Consider the following 18,289-nt stretch of genomic DNA (forward strand, 5'->3'; position numbering starts at 1 on the left):
CGCAGATCTGGCTATACGCTGGCGAAGTTAAAGAAGCATGGCGCTGCCGTCTAGTAACTTTCGATTGTTTGAAACCTCGGTCAGCAGGCGTGCAATTGTCGATCATCCGTGAAAGAACCCTTTCGACAATATCGCATTGAAATCACGCTGCGCACGTGCATCGGAAAAATGTTCAGTGAGATGCTCGAGAGTTGTGGCTGCCGGTCGGGCCAAACCAGCATCCGGTTGTGCCGCTGCCACCAACTCAGCAGCTAACGCATCGCTGTCCCCCAAAGGAAATACCTTTCCGATGCCCTCCACCACTTCACGCCCACCGCCACAATCGGTGCAGACCACCGGCAGCCCTGCCGCCATGGCTTCAAGCAGCACCATGCCGAATGGCTCGTGGTCAGAGGTCAACGCAAAGAGATCGAACGCTTTGAAGTAGCGCCTACCATGCCGCACTTGTCCGAGAAGTCGCACCTGATCTGCGATATTCAGGTCCTTGGCCAGTTGGCGAAGCGGCACTTCCAACCGGCCGCTACCCATGATCACGAGCAGGCTGCCGGCGGGCAGTTGTGGCAATGCCTGGGCGAAGCCTCGTATCAGGGTGGCCTGATCCTTGTCGGGGTGCAGGCGGCCGGCGTTGCCAACTACCCAGGCATCCGGAGGCAACCGCAGCGCCGTACGGGCATCGAGGCGGGAGACCTGCTCGGCCTGCACGGCGGCGACGTCGATGCGATTGTAAAGGGTTTCGATACGCGCGCTTTCCCAGCTGGGAAGACCAGCACGCATCTCGTCACGCACCGCATTGGAAACGCCGAGCAACAGCAAGCGGGCACGGAAGCGATTGACGAACCAACGTCGCATGGGCCGGCTATAAACGCCGAAGGCATGATGTACGCCAACCACCGGCAGCCCGGTCGCCAGCAACGCAATGTAGATCGGTTTGAACCGATGAGCGATGCATAACCGATAATCTCGCTTGGCCGCGATGCTGCGAAGCCGGCGCATGGCACCGACTTTGAGCCCACGCACATCCTTGCTGTCGTAGCCGAGAAAGATCACCTCATCCGAAGCCGAACCGTGAATGACCTCGTCGCTCGGCGACCCGGTCAGGTAGACGGTACAGACCTTGTACGGCGTGCCTGTGAAAAGCGCGGCGTACTGACGCGCACAATCCAGAAACGGGCCGTCATAGCCATGGCAGAACTGCAAAACCCATGGATCGGACGCTGTCATGCCAGCTTGTCGCCTTTCACAACCAATATATCTTCCATGATCAAATACTGCAGATCCGACCCATAGAACATATTCAATGCATCGGTCGGCGAACAGATCATCGGCTCACCGCGGCGGTTGAGCGACGTATTGAGCGAGACGCCATTACCAGTCAATTTTTCCAGCTCGACCATCAGGTCATACCAGCGCGGGTTGTACTCGCGTTTGAGCACCTGGGCGCGAGAGGTGCCGTCTTCGTGGACGACTTCGCTGACGCGTTCTTTCCACTCTTCATTGACTTCGAAGGTGAAAGTCATGAACGGGCTGGGATGGTCAACCTTTAGCATCTGCTCAGCCACGGTATCGAGCATTGAGGGGCAGAATGGGCGCCAGCGCTCGCGGAACTTGATCTGTTCGTTGATCCGGTCAGCCACGCCCGGAATGCTCGGGCAGCCGATGATGGAGCGCCCACCCAGGGCGCGCGGACCGAATTCCATGCGACCCTGGAACCAGGCCACCGGATTGCCATCGACCATGATTCTGGCGATGCGCTCGGGCACGTCGTCAATCTTCTGCCACACCGGCTGGCTGGGGTGGCGCGCACAGGCGGCAATCACGTCCTCGTTGGTATAGGACGGGCCGAGATAGACATGCTCCATCTTCTCCACCGGCACGCCACGCTGGTGCGAGACGTAGGCGGCAGCGCCGACCGCGGTGCCAGCATCACCGGACGCGGGCTGGACGAACAGTTCCTTCACCTCGGGGCGGGCGATGATCTTCTGGTTGAGCTTGACGTTCAGCGCGCAGCCGCCGGCGAAGGCCATCTTACCGGTCTGCTTGATGATGTCGCCCAGGTAGTAGTCCATCATCTCCAGCGCCAGCTTCTCGAACAGCGCCTGCATGCTGGCGGCGTAATGGATGTAGGGATCGTCGGCGATGTCGCCTTCGCGCTTGGGACCGAGCCAGTCGATCAGCTTGGGCGAGAAGTAGAAGCCCTTGCCCTTTTCCTTGTAGCGACGGAAACCGATGACGTTGGCGTAGTCGGTGTTGATGGTCAGTTCGCCGTTCTCGAATTTCGCCAGACGGGAAAAATCGTACTTAGCCGCATCGCCGTAGGGCGCCATACCCATGACCTTGAACTCGCCGTCGAGCATCTCGAAGCCGAGGTATTCCGTGATCGCACCGTACAGGCCGCCCAGCGAATCCGGATCGTAGAATTCCTTGATCTTGTGGATCTTGCCGTTCTCGCCCCAGCCGAAGAAGGTGGTGGCGTACTCGCCCTTGCCGTCGATGCCGAGGATGGCGGTCTTCTCGGTGAAGCCGGAGCAATGGTAGGCGCTGGAGGCATGGGCCAGGTGATGTTCGACCGGCTGCAGCTTGACCTTCTTCAGGTCGAAGCCGAGCTGCTGCAGGCACCACTGGATGCGCTTCTTATAGCGGTGATAGCGGCGATTGCCCATGAGGATAGCGTCCAGCGCGCGGTCCGGCGCATACCAGTAGCGCTTGGCGTAGTGCCAACGGGCCTTCTCAAAGATGCTGATGGGCGCGAACGGAATCGCCACCACATCGACATCGCTCGGCTTGATCCCGGCCTGCTCCAGGCAGAACTTGGCCGACTCGTAGGGCATGCGATTCTTGGCATGCTTGTCGCGCACGAAGCGCTCTTCTTCGACGGCCGCAATCAGCTTGCCGTCGACATACAGGGCGGCGGAAGGATCATGACTGAGGGCGCCGGAAAGGCCGAGAATCGTCAATGACACGGTTGGAAGCCTCTTAAAAGCAGCTTGAAGCTTGAAGCCGGAAGCTCGAAGCAACAGCGAATATGTCTAGTTCAACCCCGGAGGGCTTTTCTTCCAGCTTCAAGCTTCTGGCTTCAAGCTGTCCTTCGGTAAACGTGCATCCAGTAACCGACATAGCGCTGAGTCGGCTGGCCAGTTGCGCAGAAACCGCGCACGGTCCTTGGCATAGGCGCGGGCGAAGCGGGTATCGCTACTATGTTGCTGCGCAGCGTCCAGGTCGATCAGCGCCCAGCGACCCTGCTCCCAGAACAGGTTGGTGCCTTTCATATCGCCATGGCTGATGCGCTCGCGCAGCATGGCTTCGAATAGCTGATCCAGCGCCACCAATTCGGACTCGGGCGGTGAACTGGAGAGATACGGCTGGAAACGAGCGATTATATCCTCGCCTGCGCTGTATTCGGTAACTAGGTAACTGCGGCGGCGCAGGCCCAGCCAACGCAACTCCAGCATCGCCAGCGGCCGGGGCGTGGCGATGCCGAGAAATGCCAGGCGATTGCCTTCTATCCAGCTGTGCCAAGCGCGGCTCGGCCGCCAGCAACGCCGCAGCCAGTGCGCCAGTCCTTTGATGTTGTAGCGTTTGATGACCAGTTGCCGTCCAGACTGCTCGGCCAGGGCCACGGTCGAACTACCGCCCAGTTTCAGCGCCCGTCCTGCTTCGACAGCCTCATCCGGCGCAGCCAGCAGCTCACGCAGCGCCGGCTCATCCTCACGGCGCAGGACACGCAATTGACCGAGGCTGCGGCTTACGCTGAATAAGGAACAATCACGCCCGAGCTTGCCAAGGTAATCGCGCAACCGCCAACGCCGAACGCTGGCGATTTCTCGCAGCAAGGCTTCCAGCGGCAGCGCATGCTCGCCGTTGACCAAGACGTAATGCACAAGCAACGCCTCGATATGCGGTTCGAGGCTGGCAGGCAGCTGGGCAAAGAAGACGCCAAGGTTCGCCAGCACTTTGTCACGATCAAGCGGTTGGCCCGGTGTCTGCGCCTGCACGCCGCCGCCATCGATGAGATACAGCCGCCCCTCATGGCGCAACAGGTTGTCCAGGTGCAGGTCGCTCTGCCACAGGCCGCGGGAATGCAAGCGCGCCACAGCGCCCAGCGCTTCACCCAGCACCGCCTGCTGCGCATCGGATAACAGCGGCTGTTGCGCCACATCGCGCCAGGCCTGTTCGAGGCTTTCGGCATCGGTGAGGAAGTCGAACAGCAGCCAACCGCCCTGCCCTGCCGCGAACCCCTCGACGAGCAAAGCGGGTGTGGTCATCCCCTGCTCGGCCAGTAACCGTGCGCCTCGCCGCTCACGCTCGAAGTGGCGCTCGGCCTTGCCACCGACCAGCAGTTTGGCCAGCACGTCACGGCCCTGCCATTGCGCCTTGGCGACATAGCGTTGCCCTGGCAATACGCGCATCCACCGCTGCAACGTCAGCTCGCCAGCGGGTAGCGTCACGTTCAAGGGCAAAGCCGGCGAGCGCCCGGCTCGTGCGAGTTCCGTCAGATTCATGAACGCGCGCCCTTGCTTTGCCGATGACTGGCAATACGCTCCAACAAGGAATCGATGACCGGAGCACGGGCATCCTTCTTGAGATAGGCCTCGGCGGGGTTCAGCTCGGCTCTCATTCACGCCCCTCGAAGTACTTGAGCACCTGGTCAATCAACGCGCGGTCAGCCGATACCAGACGCGGGCGTTGCTGGTATTGCAGGTAGAAACGCAGCCGCTGAGTGCGGCTCAGGTGATGCTTGGCGACTTTATCCAGGCAGGCCAGATCCTTGACGATGCGTCGGCGCAGCAGCGGCCCCCGCCAAAAGTCGCCGGACGGACAATCGATCAGAAACAGCTCACCGGCGCCGTTGACCAGCAGGTTGCGCCACTTCAGATCGTTATGGGCGAAGCGATGGTCGTGCAGGGTACGGGTCGCAGATGCCACCTGCCGGCTGATGCGCTCGACCCAGCTCCGGTCGCCCAGGCGTGGGTCGTTGCCTTTGGCCAGCGCCGCCATGTCCAAGGTATCTGGTACTTCCAGGGTGATCAGCGCGCCGCGCGCGAATGCACCAGCGCGGCGTTCCATACCCCAGGCCACCAGCGGCGCCACGGGTATGCCCCAGCGCTCGAAATGCTTGAGGTTTTGCCATTCAGCCTTGACCCGCGGGCGCCCCAGGTAGCGTCGCAGATTCTTACCCGCTGCCCAGTAGCGCTTGATGTAGTAGCGCAGGCCGTCGTATTCGACGCGGATCACCTCGGAGAGCGGGTCGCGCGCGATCGGCTCGCCTTCAAGCGCAAAAACCGTATCCAGACTGGCAAACGCGTGTGCCGCGCCGGCCGTAATGTCGCCGACGACCCGCCAGCCACTCATTGAGCACCCTGCGCGTACTTGCGCTCATAACGGCTTTGAAGCCTGTCCGCCTTGCTTTCCAGCCAACGCAGCAACGGGGCCTCGTCACGCAGAGCCTCGCGCAGCGGACGCTGGAAATAGATCTGCAGAAAACGTAGTTTGTCGCGACGGGTCAGGCCAATGCCCAATGCCGAAAAATATAGCCCGGCCAGATCCTTGTTGCGCCAGCGCCGTGGCGTTTCGCTGCGAGTCTGGGCGCGGTGCAGATCGATCAGCGACAGACGAAAATCCAGGGCCATTACTGGCTTGTCGGTGTGCAGCAGGAAGTGACAGATATAGAAGTCCCGATGATTGACCCCGGCGCGATGCATGGTGCCGGCCATGTGCGCGACTTCGGCGATCAGTGCACGCTTGAGCGGCGGCTCAGGCGGATTCTGCAGCCAATCGGCGCTGTAATCCTCGAGGCTGATCGTCGGCGCCAGCTCCTCGGTGATGATGAAGGAGTGCTGCGCCGCAGGATTTCCACCACGCTCGCCATAAGCCACCGCGGTCATGGTCGGCACGCCCGCTTGATGCAGTCGCTGAATGGCCCGCCACTCTTGCCCGGCGCCCAGTACTGGCGCCTTGGCAGTGCTCAGGTTCTTGAAAATCTCGCCCCAGCCGATCCCGCGGTGGATCTTGACGAAATACCCACGCCCATCGACCTCGGTACGCAAGGTGCGGCGGCCTTCCAGTTCGCGGTAGACCTGGCCCTGCAATTGTTCGACGGCCTCGAACGGGTCACGCCCCGCCCAGAGCGTTTTGAAGGGCTCAGCAAGAATCAGTTTCATGGGCGTTCTGCCAGAATCACGTCGGCCGCCTTCTGCGGCATCGAGTAGAGGTCCGCGGTCTCGGCATAAGCCAACGCATTTTCTGCCCAGCGCCTGCGCTGCTCATCATCAGCCAGCATGTCGGCCAGCAAACGATCTAGATCATCCTGCTTGAACGGGCTCGGCACAACGCGCCCGCAGTCGGCATCTGCGATGTAATGCGCGTAACCGCAGACATCGGTTACCAGCACAGCTAACCCGGCGACCAGCGCCTCCAGCAGCACGGTGCCGGTGTTCTCGTTGTAGGCGGGATGGATCAGCAGGTCGGCGCCCAGAAGAAAACGCGGGATATCGCTGCGACCCTTGAGAAACTCGATCTGCGCAGAAATGCCCAACGTCTTGGCCTGGAGCTGGAAGGTCTTGGGGTCGTCCTGGCCGATAACGAACAGACGAGTGCGCTTTTTCAAGTCGCGAGGGAGTGAAGCCACGGCCTTAAGGCTGCGGTCGAGGCCCTTGGTCTTGAAGCCGGAGCCGATCTGCACCAGCAACAACTCGTCGTACTGCAGTTCGAATTCCTCGCGAAACTCGGCGCGGATTTCTGCGGCGTTGACCGGCGCACGGCGATCCTGAGCAATACCCGGCGGCAACAAATGAAAGCGCTCTGCCGGCGTCGCGTAGTGTTTGACGAATAACGGCTGCTGCACTTCAGAGATCATCAAGATTTCGGTCTTCGACTGTGGCGCAAACACCGCACGCTCGTATTCGGCGAAATGCTTGTAGCGCCCCCAGCGGCGATAGATCGGGTTGCGCAGGGTTTGCGCCTTGTCTTCGAAACAGGGGTCGGCCGCGTAGTAGACGTCCAAACCGGGCATCTTGTTGAAACCGATGACCCGGTCCACCGGGCGCTTCGCCAGATCCTTCTCGACCCAGGCCGTGAAGCGCTCATTGCGCGCGTGATTGAAGAGGGCCTTGACCGGCGCGATCAATACTTCGAAGCCGTCCGGCACCTCGCCTTCCCAGATCATCGCATAGACCCGGATGCCATGGCCGCGACGCTGGCACTCGAGCGCGATGCGCATGAAGTCCCGCTGCAGTCCGCCGAAAGGAAAATACTTGTAAAGAATGAAGGCCAACTGCATCAGTGCATCCCCGATGACCGCAACAGGGCCTTGAGTTCGCTTGCGACGCGCTCGGGCGAGAGGTCGTCGAAGCAGGGTTTATGACGATCGCCTTTGCCGGCATTCGGGCCGCTGGCGCACAGATGTACTTGCGAGCGCCCGTACGCACCGACACGGCCAGGGAGCGTTGGGCCGTAAAGCGAGATGCTCGGCACGTCCAGCGCCGCCGCGAGGTGACCGAGGCCTGTATCGACCGCAACACAGGCCCGCGCACCGGCAACGACCTTGGCAATTCCGCCGAGATTCAGCCGGGGCAGTACCGACACGCCAGCCAAGCCATCAGCGATGCGCTCGGCACGCGCTTTTTCGTCTGCATTGCCCCACGGCAGACGGATCGCCCAACCGAATTCGCTCATCCGCTCGGCCAGTTCGCGCCAGTACTGCTCCGGCCAATGCTTGCTCGGCCAGGTGGTGCCATGCAGGAACAATAAATAGGGGGCCTCGCCCGGCGTCGCCAGCTGGTTACGATCCAGGCCGTAGTCGGCGATCGTCTCGGGCACGGGATAACCGAGCGATTGGGCGAACAATTGGCGTACCCGCTCCAGAGCGTGCTGGTCACGCGGCACAGCGTAGCGGCGATCATAAAAGCGCGAGGCCAGCGGTTCACGTGCAGAGTCACGATCCAGACCGGCAATCGGCGCCTTGACGTAACGTGTCATCCAGGCACTTTTAAGCAAACCCTGGGCATCGATGACTAGATCGTAGCGGGCCTCGCGCAGGCGCGCCTTGAACCGCCGCCACTCACCGGAACGAAGCGTCTGCAGAGGCTGCTTGCGCCAACGGCGAATCGCCACAGGGATGACCTGTGCCACCGCCGGATGCCAGGCGGGGATTTCGGCGAAGCCCTCTTCCACCACCCAATCGAACTGGATGCCGGGAACCGCGCGCTGTGCATCGGTCACCGCCGGGAGCGTATGCACCACGTCGCCTAGCGACGAGGTCTTGATCAGCAACACCCTCACTCAGCGCACCTCGATCGGCTGAGGAATCAGGCGATCCAGCGCCTCGTTCACCCTATTCGGCTCGAGCTCGCGCATGCAGTTGTTGTGGCCGAAGCGGCAGGTGCGCTCGAAACAAGGGCTACAGTCCAGGCCCAGGCGGACGACCTCGACCTGCTCGGACAATGGCGGTGTGAAGGCGGGAGACGTGGAGCCATAGATCGACACCAGCGGGCGGGCGAGCGCGGCGGCCACATGCATCAGCCCTGAATCATTGGAAACCACGGCTTCGGCACAGGACAGCAGATCGATCGCCTCGGCCAAGCTGGTTTCACCCGCGAGGTTCAGCGCCTCTTCGCGCAATCCGGGAATCAGTCGCTGACGGATATCTTCGCCCACGGCGTGATCGTTCTTCGAACCGAACAGCCAGACCTGCCAGCCTTCGCGAATCTTCGCTTCGGCCACCTTGGCGAAATGCTCGGCTGGCCAGCGCTTGGATTCGCCGAACTCGGCGCCTGGACACAGCGCCAGTACCGGCCGATCCATGCGCAGACCAAAGCGTGCCAGCGCCGCATCACGGCTCTCGCTGTCGATGCGCAGCGACGGGTTCGGATAGGGCTTGGGCAGCTCGGCGCCCGGCTCGAAGGCCAGCGCCATGAAGCGCTCGATCATCAACGGATAGCGCTGCTTGTCTAGCTTGCGGATATCGTTGAGCAACCCGAAGCGCATCTCGCCGCGCCAGCCGGTACGCTTGGGAATGCCGGCGAAAAACGGCACCAGTGCCGATTTCAGCGAGTTGGGCAGCAGGATCGCCTGCTCATACTGGCCACGCAGGCTCTGTGCGACCTTGCGCCGGGTCGTCATGTCGAGCACGCCGTGGCCGAGCGGGAAGCTCAGGGCCTGGCGGACCTCGGGCATGCGCTCAAGGATCGGACGACTCCACTCCGGCGCCAGTACGTCGACCTGGCAATCGGGATGGCGCTGTTTCAGGCAGATGAACAGCGTCTGCGCCATCACCATGTCGCCGACCCAGCTGGGACCTACGATCAGAATATTCATAAGCTGGAAGCCATAAGCTTGAAGCTGGCAGCCAGTGCGGGAGTGGTCTTCACTTCCAGCTTCTGGCTTCCAGCTTGCGGCTTACTTGACCAATGTCCGCCATTCGGCATGCGCATCGGTCTTGCCGGACACCAGATCGAAGTAAGCCTTCTGGATGCGCTCGGTGACCGGACCACGGCGGCCGATGCCGATGTTGCGGCCATCGACTTCGCGAATCGGCGTGACTTCAGCGGCGGTGCCGGTGAAGAAGGCTTCGTCGGCGATATAGACCTCGTCGCGGGTGATGCGTTTTTCCACCACCTTGATGCCCAGCTCGTCGGCCAGGGTCAGCACGGTGCCGCGGGTGATGCCGTTGAGGCAGGCGGTGACTTCAGGGGTGTAGATCACGCCGTCTTTGATGATGAAGATGTTCTCGCCCGAGCCCTCGGCGACGTAGCCTTCCGGATCGAGCATCAGCGCCTCGTCGGCGCCGCCGGAGATGGCTTCCTGCAGCGCCAGCATCGAGTTGATGTAGGCGCCGTTGGACTTGGCGCGGGTCATGCTGATGTTTACGTGGTGACGAGTGAAGGAGCTGGTGCGGACCTTGATGCCCTTTTCCAGTGCCTCGTCGCCCATGTAGGCACCCCAGTGCCAGGCGGCGACGATCACGTGGACCTTCAGGCCGCTGGCGCGCAGGCCCATGCCTTCGGATCCGTAGAAGACCATCGGACGGATGTACGCGCTTTCCAGATTGTTCTCACGAACCGCGGCGCGAGTCGCCTCGTTAATCTCTTCTTTCGAGTACGGCATCTTCATGTTCATGATGTGCGCCGAATCGAACAGGCGATCGGTATGCGCCTGCAGGCGGAAAATCGCGGTGCCAGCCGGCGTATCGTAGGCGCGCACCCCTTCGAAGACGCCCATGCCGTAATGCAGGGTGTGAGTCAGCACATGGGTGGTCGCGTCGCGCCACTGAACCATCTCACCGTCATACCAGATCACGCCATCACGATCGGCCATCGACATTGTTGCCACCTCGGAATTCGATAAATGCTCTGTTTGCAGACGAGTTCAGCTGAGCCCCAGCTCGCGCCAAAAGCGCATCACCGCGCGACGCTCGTCATGGAATTGGTCCCCACTCACCACACCGGGAAGCTTCTGCAGTGATTGCCGGTGAGCCACTGCTCGGTAGGCCTTGTAGGCGTCCTGCAGCAACCGAACCTCATCGCCGGTCATCAACCCGGCCTGCTCCAACCCGTCGAGAATGCGGATGTTATCGGTATAGCGCAGCAGTTGCGGATGCTGGTGCGACCACGCCAAAGCCGCGTATTGCACCATAAATTCGATATCCACGATACCACCGGCGTCGTGCTTGAGATCGAACGCGCCCTCTGCCTCGAAGGCCTTGTCAGCCATGCCGGCCTGAGTCGTGCGCGTGCCGAGGTTGTCGCGCATCTTGCTGCGCATCTCGCTGACCTCACGGCGCAGCTGTTCTAGATCACGCGGCCGTGCCAGTACGGCCGCGCGCACCCGCTCGAAATCTTCAGCCAACTGAGAGCAGCCAACCAACACTCGCGCACGAACCAAGGCTTGGTGCTCCCAGGTCCAGGCTTCCTGAGTCTGATAGCGCTCGAAGGCGCCCAACGAGCTCACCAATAATCCGGAAGCGCCGGATGGCCGCAGCCGCATGTCGACTTCATAGAGCTGCCCGGAGGTGGTCTGGGTGGTCAGCAGATGAATGATGCGCTGGCCGAGACGAGTGAAGAATTGCGCGCCATCGATGGGCTTGGCACCGTCGGTTTCGGCATTGGGATCACCGTCGTGGATAAACACCAGATCCAGATCAGAGCTATGGCCGAGCTCGATGCCGCCAACTTTGCCGTAACCGATGATGACGAACGACGGATCGCAGGGCGTGCCGTCAACCCGCTGCGGCTGGCCGTGACGTGCCACCGTGTGCCGCCAGGCAAGGGCCAGCACTTGTTCGAGGGTCGCTTCGGCGAGCCACGTCAAATAGTCGCTGACTTTCATCAGGGGCAAGGTGCCGGCGATCTCCGAAGCCGCCACGCGCAGCCGGTGCGCCAGCTTGAAGTGCCGCAGCGCCTCCATCTGCTGCTCCAGGTCGTCTTCCGGAATCCGCGCCAGACGCTCATGCAGCTCGGCGGCCAACTCCGGCGCCTGCGGCGGACGGAACAGTCGCCCGGCGTTGAGCAGCTCATCGAGCAGCAGCGGAAAACGCGCGATCTGCTCGGCGATCCAGGGGCTGCCCGCGCAAAGTTCCAGCAATCGCTCCAATGCATTGGGGTTTTCTGTCAGCAACACCAGGTAAGCCGAGCGCCGCGCGACCGCCTCAACCAGCGGCAGCACGCGCTCCAGCACCAGGTCCGGATCATCCTGCTCGACCGCCTGCGCCAACAGCCGTGGGATAAATGCATCCAGCCGCTCACGACCCAGGCGCTGCATGGTTCGCACCTGCTGGGCGCTACGTAGCGCGGCGAGGCGCTGGCAAGCAGCCTGACCGTCTCGGAACCCGGCGTCGGTCAGCTGGCGACAAGCGAACTCCTCGTCCCAGTCCTGCTCCCAAAGCGGCAGCCACTCGCCGCCGACCAATGCCTCGCCTTCGGCATTTTCATCCTCGTCAGGGTCAGCGATGACCTGGCGGAAATGCCAGTCGATTCGGTCGCGCCAATGCAGCAGGCGTTCATGAAAAGCCGCCCAGTTGTCGAAGCCGAGCATGAACGCCACGCGGCTGCGGTCGGTCTGGCTGTCCGGCAGCATCTGCGTCTGGCGATCATCGATGGCCTGCAGCGCATGCTCGGTGTAACGCAGAAATTCATACCCTTCGCGCAATTCCTCGACAGCTGCGTGTGGCAGATAGCCCTGTCCGGCCAGGGTTGCCAGCACTTTCAGTAACGGGCGCTGCTGCAGGCTCAGATCGCGTCCGCCATGTATCAGCTGGAAGGCCTGGGCGATGAACTCCACTTCGCGAATGCCACCAGAACCCAACTTGATATTTGCCGCCACGCCCTTGCGACGCACCTCCTGCTGGATGAGCTGCTTCATGCTCCGCAACGCGTCGATGGCCGAGAAGTCCAGGTAACGCCGATAAACGAACGGGCGCAGCATGTCGAGCAGCTCCTTGCCCGCCACCTGATCACCCGCAACGACCCGCGCCTTGATCATGGCGTAACGCTCCCAGTCGCGACCCTGGTCCTGGTAGTACTGTTCAAGCGCATTGAAGTTCAACACCAGCGCGCCGGACGAGCCGTACGGCCGCAAGCGCATGTCCACCCGGAAGACAAAGCCATCGACGGTCGGCGCATCCAGCGCTTTGATCAGACGCTGGCCGAGGCGGAGAAAAAACTCGTGGTTATCCAGCGAACGTTTGGCGCCCACGGTTTCTCCACCCTCGGGATAGCCGAAAATCAGATCTATATCGGAAGAAAGGTTGAGTTCGTGCGCACCCAGCTTGCCCATCCCAAGGACGACCATCTGTTGCGCCTGACCACTGCGCCGGCCGGTCGGCGCCCCGAACTGCTCGCTGTGACGCGCATACAGCCACTGGTAAGCCAGGTCGACGCAGGCGTCGGCCATGTCGGACAGATCGCCACAGGTTTCAGCCAGATCCGCCTGACGGGTCACGTCACGCCAGATGATTCGTACCTGCTGACGATTGCGAAAACGCCGCAGCAGCCTCGCCAGACTGTCCTCGCCTTCGCAGCCGGCGAGCGCCTCGGCGAGCATCGCGCGCATTTCACCGGCCCGCAGCGAGCGCTCCAATAGCCCCGACTCGGCCAGCCCCAGCAGCATTTCGTGATCTCGGCTAACCTGCTCGGTGACGAAGTCACTGGCTGCACAGACTCTGCCGAATGCCTCGCGGCGTTCCGTCGGCCATTTGCCGAAGCGCTCGCCAGCCTGCTCCGACGAGCCGCGCAACGCCGAGAGGAACGTCTCCTCGGCACGGTTGACCAATGGCAGTAGCGGCGTCGGCAATGCAACCAGCGGTGGCAGACTCATGTAAGGTTCCTTTACGCCGTGGTCGGCAGCAGGACAGCGAAAGCGCCAGGCTAGAGCCTTTGAGCGCGAGCCAGCCCGTCAAACCGAGTCGTCGCGGTTGTAGTTTTACTACGAAAGAATGTCATAGGGGGCTGAAACAGTCGCAGTTTTGTAGTAAAACTACAGAGCCCGGCTCTACCCCCGGCAAACATCCAAGAACATAAACGCACCGGCTCACGAAGCCGGCAGCGAAGCAGGCAACCGATTCTGGAAGCCTTTCCGCCCTGGAGCAAGCCATGCAAGATCTCGATCCCGTCGAAACCCAGGAATGGCTGGACGCCCTCGAGTCAGTACTCGATCGCGAAGGTGAAGACCGCGCCCACTACCTGATGACCCGGATGGGTGAATTGGCCACCCGTAGCGGCACACCCCTGCCCTACGGCATCACCACGCCCTACCGCAACACCATCCCCGTCACCCGTGAAGCGAAGATGCCCGGCGACCTGTTCATGGAGCGCCGTATTCGCTCCCTGGTCCGCTGGAACGCGCTGGCGATGGTGATGCGCGCGAACCTGAAGGACCCTGACCTGGGTGGACACATCTCCACCTTCGCTTCCAGCGCGACCCTGTACGACATCGGCTTCAACTATTTCTTCCAGGCCCCGACCGAGGAGCATGGCGGCGACCTGATTTACTACCAGGGCCACGCCTCTCCCGGCATCTACGCCCGCGCCTTCCTCGAAGGCCGCCTGACCGAAGATCAGATGCTGAATTTCCGCCAGGAAGTGGACGGCAACGGCCTGTCGAGCTACCCGCACCCGCACCTGATGCCGGACTTCTGGCAGTTCCCGACCGTTTCCATGGGTCTGGGCCCGATCACCGCGATCTACCAGGCGCGCTTCATGAAGTACCTGGAAAACCGCGGCTTCATTCCGAAAGGCAAGCAGCGCGTCTGGTGCTTCATCGGCGACGGCGAATGCGACGAGCCGGAAACCCTCGGCGCGATCTCCCTGGCCGGACGCGAGAATCTCGACAACCTGGTGTTCGTCATCAACTGCAACCTGCAGCGCTTGGACGGCCCGGTTCGCGGTAACAGCAAGATCATTCAAGAACTGGAAGGCGTGTTCAAAGGCGCCAACTGGAACGTCAACAAGGTCGTCTGGGGCCGCCTGTGGGATCCGCTGTTCGCTGCCGACGAAGATGGCCGCATGCAGCGCCGCATGGACGAAGCGATCGACGGCGAGTATCAGAACTACAAGGCCAAAGACGGCGCCTACGTGCGCAAGCACTTCTTCGGTGCCGACCCTGAGCTGCTCAAGCGCGTCGAGAAGATGTCCGACGAGGAAGTCTGGAAGCTCAACCGCGGCGGCCACGATCCCTACAAGGTCTATGCGGCCTATCACCAGGCGGTCAACCACAAGGGCCAGCCGACGGTCATCCTGGCCAAGACCATCAAGGGTTACGGCACCGGTGCCGGTGAGGCGAAGAACATCGCCCACAACACCAAGAAAGTCGATATCGACAGCCTGAAGATGTTCCGCGACCGCTTCGACATTCCAGTCAACGACTCACAACTCGAAGAGCTGCCGTTCTACCGTCCGGCCGAAGACAGCGCGGAAATGCGCTATCTGCGCAAGTGCCGCGAGAAGCTCGGTGGACATCTGCCGCAGCGCCGGCCGAAGAGCTTCAGCATTCCGACGCCTCCGCTGGAAACACTCAAGGCCGTACTCGACGGTTCCGGCGAGCGCGAAATCTCCACCACCATGGCGTTCGGTCGAATCCTTTCGCAGCTGGTCAAGGACAAGGATCTGGGCAAGCGCATCGTGCCAATCCTTGCCGACGAAGCCCGTACCTTCGGCATGGAAGGCATGTTCCGTCAGTTGGGTATCTACTCCCCGGTAGGGCAGCTGTACGAGCCAGTCGACCGCGATCAGGTGATGTACTACCGCGAAGAGAAAGACGGCCAGATCCTGCAGGAAGGTCTCAACGAAGCCGGCGCCTTCTCCTCGTTCATCGCGGCGGGCACCGCCTATAGCAACTACAACCAGCCGATGCTGCCGGTCTACATCTTCTACTCGATGTTCGGCTTCCAGCGTATCGGCGACTTGGCCTGGGCGGCCGGTGATGCGCAGACGCGCGGCTTCCTGTTGGGCGGTACCGCCGGACGCACCACGCTGAACGGCGAAGGCCTGCAGCACGAGGACGGCCATAGCCACATCCTCGCCAGCACCATCCCCAACTGCCGCAGCTATGACCCTACCTACGGCTACGAGCTGGCGGTGATCATGCATTACGGCATGCACGAGATGATGGAGCAGCAGAAGAGCGTCTACTACTACATCACCGTGATGAACGAGAACTACCAGCAGCCGGCCATGCCGCAGGGTGTAGAGGACGGCATCATCAAGGGCATGTACCTGCTCGAGGAAGCCAAGGGCGACTTCAAGCATCGCGTGCAGCTACTAGGCTGCGGCACCATCCTGCGCGAAGTACGCGCCGCAGTGGACATGCTGGCGAAGATAGGCGTGGGCGCCGACGTCTGGAGCGTCACCAGCTTCAACGAGCTGCGCCGCGATGGCCTGGCCGTGGACCGCTGGAACCGTCTGCATCCGACAGAAGAACCGCGCAAGACCTACGTCGAGCAGTGCCTGGAAGGTCGCGAAGGTCCGGTGATCGCCTCGACCGACTACATGAAGCTGTTCGCCGATCAGATCCGTCAGTGGGTGCCGTCGCGCGAGTACGAGGTGCTGGGCACCGACGGCTTCGGTCGCAGCGATTCGCGCGCCAAGCTGCGCGACTTCTTCGAAGTGGATCGCCGCTGGGTTGCTCTCGCCGCACTCAAGGCACTCGCTGATCGCGGCGCCATCGAACGCAAGGTCGTGGCCGAGGCCATCATCGAGTTCGGTATCGACCCCGATAAGCGCAATCCGCTGGATTGCTGATGCAGCGTGCGCACAGGAGAACCTATTGTGAGTGAAACCATACGCGTACCCGACATCGGCAGCGGTGAGGGTGAAGTAATCGAGTTGTTCGTCAAGGTCGGCGACCGTATCGAAGCCGACCAGAGCATCCTGACGCTCGAATCCGACAAGGCCAGCATGGAAATTCCCGCGCCCAAGGCTGGCGTGGTGAAGAGCCTGAAGGTCAAGATGGGTGATCGGTTGAAGGAAGGCGACGAGCTACTGGAGCTGGAAAGCGAAGGTAGCGAAGAAGCTGCAGCTCCGACTGAAAAGGCCGACGAGCCTGCCGGCGCCGTCAGCGGTGGCCCGGCCGACGAGACTGAAGCACCGACACCGCCGGGTGACGTAAATGCTTCGGCCTCGGCGGAGGAAGGCGAATCCCAAGAAATCAAGGTGCCGGACATCGGCTCCTCGGGCAAAGCCAGCGTGATCGAAATCTCGGTCAAGGCCGGCGATACCATCGAGGCCGAGCAAGCGCTGATCACCCTGGAGTCCGACAAGGCCAGCATGGAGATTCCGTCTCCGGCGGCGGGCGTCGTCGAGAGTATTTCGGTCAAGGTGGGCGACGAAGTCGGCACTGGCGATCTGATCCTGATCCTCAAGGGCGCGGCAACCAGCAAGCCTGCAACTGCAGCCAGCGCGCCGGCGGAAAAGCCCAAGGCGCAGCAATCGGAAGCAGCTGAAGAGTCAGCGGCCGAGCCGGCCGGCGAATCCGTGGAAGAGGTCCGCATTCCGGACATTGGCTCCAGCGGCGCCGCCAATGTCATCGAAGTCATGGTGAAAGCCGGTGACAGCGTCGAGGCGGATCAATCGCTGATCACGCTCGAGTCTGACAAGGCCAGCATGGAAATCCCGGCGCCCAAGGCCGGTGTCGTGGAGTCGCTGTCGATCAAGGTCGGCGACGAAGCCAAGACCGGCGACCTGATCCTGACACTGAAAGTGAAAGGCGCCGCGCCGGCGAAGAAACCCGAGGCCAAACGCGAGGAAGCGGCACCGCAGCAGCAGGCTGTCGCGCCGAACAAGCAGGGCGTGCCAGAAGCCCAGGCGGCCGCAACGGCGCCGCCCGTAGTAAGCGGACCAAGCAAGGCCGGCACAAAGGTGCACGCCGGCCCAGCGGTACGCATGACCGCGCGCGAATTCGGTGTCGAGTTGGCCGATGTCCAGGGCACCGGGCCGAAGGGACGAATTCTCAAGGAAGACGTCCAGGCCTACGTCAAGAACATGATGAGCAAGGCCAAGCAGGCGCCGGTAGAAGGCGCTACGGGCGGAGCGGGTATTCCGCCGATCCCGACCATTGACTTCAGCCGCTTCGGTGAAGTCGAGGAAGTGCCAATGACCCGCCTGATGCAGGTCGGCGCCGCCAACCTGCACCGCAGCTGGCTCAACGTGCCGCACGTGACCCAGTTCGAATCGGCTGACATCACCGAGCTGGAGGCCTTCCGCGTCGCGCAGAAAGCAATCGCGGAAAAGGCCGGCGTCAAGCTGACCGTACTGCCGTTGCTGCTCAAGGCCTGCGCGCACCTGCTCAAGGAACTGCCGGAATTCAATGCCTCGCTAGCCCCCAGCGGCAAGGCAGTGATCCGCAAGAAGTACGTGCATGTAGGCTTCGCCGTCGACACGCCGGATGGCTTGATGGTCCCGGTGATTCGCAACGTCGATCAAAAGAGCCTGCTGCAACTGGCAGGCGAAGCGGCGGAGTTGGCCGAAAAGGCGCGCAACAAGAAGCTTTCACCGGATGCCATGCAGGGCGCCTGCTTCACCATTTCCAGCCTCGGCCACATTGGCGGTACCGGCTTCACGCCGATCGTCAACGCGCCGGAAGTGGCGATCCTGGGTGTCAGCAAGGCAACCATGCAGCCGGTATGGGACGGCAGTGCGTTCCAGCCGCGCCTGATGCTGCCGCTTTCGCTGTCCTATGATCACCGCGTGATCAACGGTGCCGCGGCGGCGCGCTTCACCAAGCGTCTGTCCGAGCTGCTGGCGGACATCCGCACGATGCTGCTGTGATCGTGTGAGTCGAAACAGCCCTGCCATCCGGCGGG

At 62.0% G+C, this 18,289-nt stretch carries 11 protein-coding genes and 1 pseudogene; 2 read left to right on the top strand and 10 right to left on the bottom strand.

Annotated features, from left to right (window positions below; genetic code table 11):
* Positions 1-102 precede the first annotated feature (102 nt).
* From V6943_RS01935 to glnE, 10 genes and pseudogenes are all read right to left on the bottom strand, one after another.
* On the bottom strand, positions 103-1,221 hold the full coding sequence (locus V6943_RS01935; protein WP_340552443.1) for a glycosyltransferase: 1,119 nt from the start codon (positions 1,219-1,221) through the stop codon (positions 103-105).
* Positions 1,175-2,960, bottom strand: a pseudogene (locus V6943_RS01940) (carbamoyltransferase family protein). Before V6943_RS01940 ends, V6943_RS01935 begins: the two are co-directional and overlap by 47 nt.
* A gap of 99 nt (positions 2,961-3,059) precedes the next feature.
* A complete protein-coding gene (locus tag V6943_RS01945; RefSeq protein WP_197444950.1) occupies positions 3,060-4,499 on the bottom strand; it encodes a lipopolysaccharide kinase InaA family protein in 1,440 nt (479 codons plus the stop codon).
* 112 nt (positions 4,500-4,611) lie between these two features.
* Positions 4,612-5,349: a lipopolysaccharide kinase InaA family protein gene (locus V6943_RS01950; protein ID WP_197444949.1), complete on the bottom strand. Its 738-nt coding sequence runs from the start codon at positions 5,347-5,349 to the stop codon at positions 4,612-4,614.
* Entirely contained in the window at positions 5,346-6,158 is an 813-nt protein-coding gene (rfaP, locus tag V6943_RS01955; protein WP_197444948.1) for a lipopolysaccharide core heptose(I) kinase RfaP, read from the bottom strand. Before rfaP ends, V6943_RS01950 begins: the two co-directional genes overlap by 4 nt.
* Positions 6,155-7,276, bottom strand: a complete 1,122-nt coding sequence (locus V6943_RS01960; RefSeq protein ID WP_197444947.1) for a glycosyltransferase family 4 protein — start codon at positions 7,274-7,276, stop codon at positions 6,155-6,157. The genes rfaP and V6943_RS01960 overlap by 4 nt, the downstream gene beginning before the upstream one ends.
* Positions 7,276-8,277 (bottom strand): lipopolysaccharide heptosyltransferase I, encoded by a 1,002-nt coding sequence (waaC, locus tag V6943_RS01965; RefSeq protein ID WP_181099699.1) that lies wholly within the window; start codon positions 8,275-8,277, stop codon positions 7,276-7,278. Before waaC ends, V6943_RS01960 begins: the two co-directional genes overlap by 1 nt.
* Positions 8,278-9,312, bottom strand: a complete 1,035-nt coding sequence (gene waaF / locus V6943_RS01970; RefSeq protein WP_340552445.1) for a lipopolysaccharide heptosyltransferase II — start codon at positions 9,310-9,312, stop codon at positions 8,278-8,280.
* 81 nt (positions 9,313-9,393) lie between these two features.
* Positions 9,394-10,317 (bottom strand): branched-chain-amino-acid transaminase, encoded by a 924-nt coding sequence (gene ilvE, locus V6943_RS01975; protein WP_131649638.1) that lies wholly within the window; start codon positions 10,315-10,317, stop codon positions 9,394-9,396.
* 45 nt (positions 10,318-10,362) lie between these two features.
* Positions 10,363-13,308 carry a bifunctional [glutamate--ammonia ligase]-adenylyl-L-tyrosine phosphorylase/[glutamate--ammonia-ligase] adenylyltransferase gene (gene glnE / locus V6943_RS01980; protein WP_340552446.1) on the bottom strand — a complete coding sequence of 982 codons (2,946 nt, stop codon included), beginning with the start codon at positions 13,306-13,308 and terminating at the stop codon, positions 10,363-10,365.
* Positions 13,309-13,583: 275 nt separating this feature from the next.
* Between glnE and aceE the strand changes: the two genes are divergently transcribed.
* Both aceE and aceF read left to right on the top strand, forming a co-directional pair.
* Complete coding sequence (aceE, locus tag V6943_RS01985) at positions 13,584-16,229, top strand: pyruvate dehydrogenase (acetyl-transferring), homodimeric type (protein WP_131649636.1); 2,646 nt, start codon at positions 13,584-13,586, stop codon at positions 16,227-16,229.
* Between the two features lie 27 nt (positions 16,230-16,256).
* The gene (aceF, locus tag V6943_RS01990; protein ID WP_340552447.1) at positions 16,257-18,254 is read left to right on the top strand and encodes a dihydrolipoyllysine-residue acetyltransferase; all 1,998 of its coding nucleotides are present in this window, start codon (positions 16,257-16,259) and stop codon (positions 18,252-18,254) included.
* The last annotated feature ends 35 nt before the right edge of the window (positions 18,255-18,289 follow it).

The sequence above is a fragment of the Pseudomonas sp. CBC3 genome, assembly GCF_037967085.1.
Classification (GTDB): domain Bacteria; phylum Pseudomonadota; class Gammaproteobacteria; order Pseudomonadales; family Pseudomonadaceae; genus Stutzerimonas.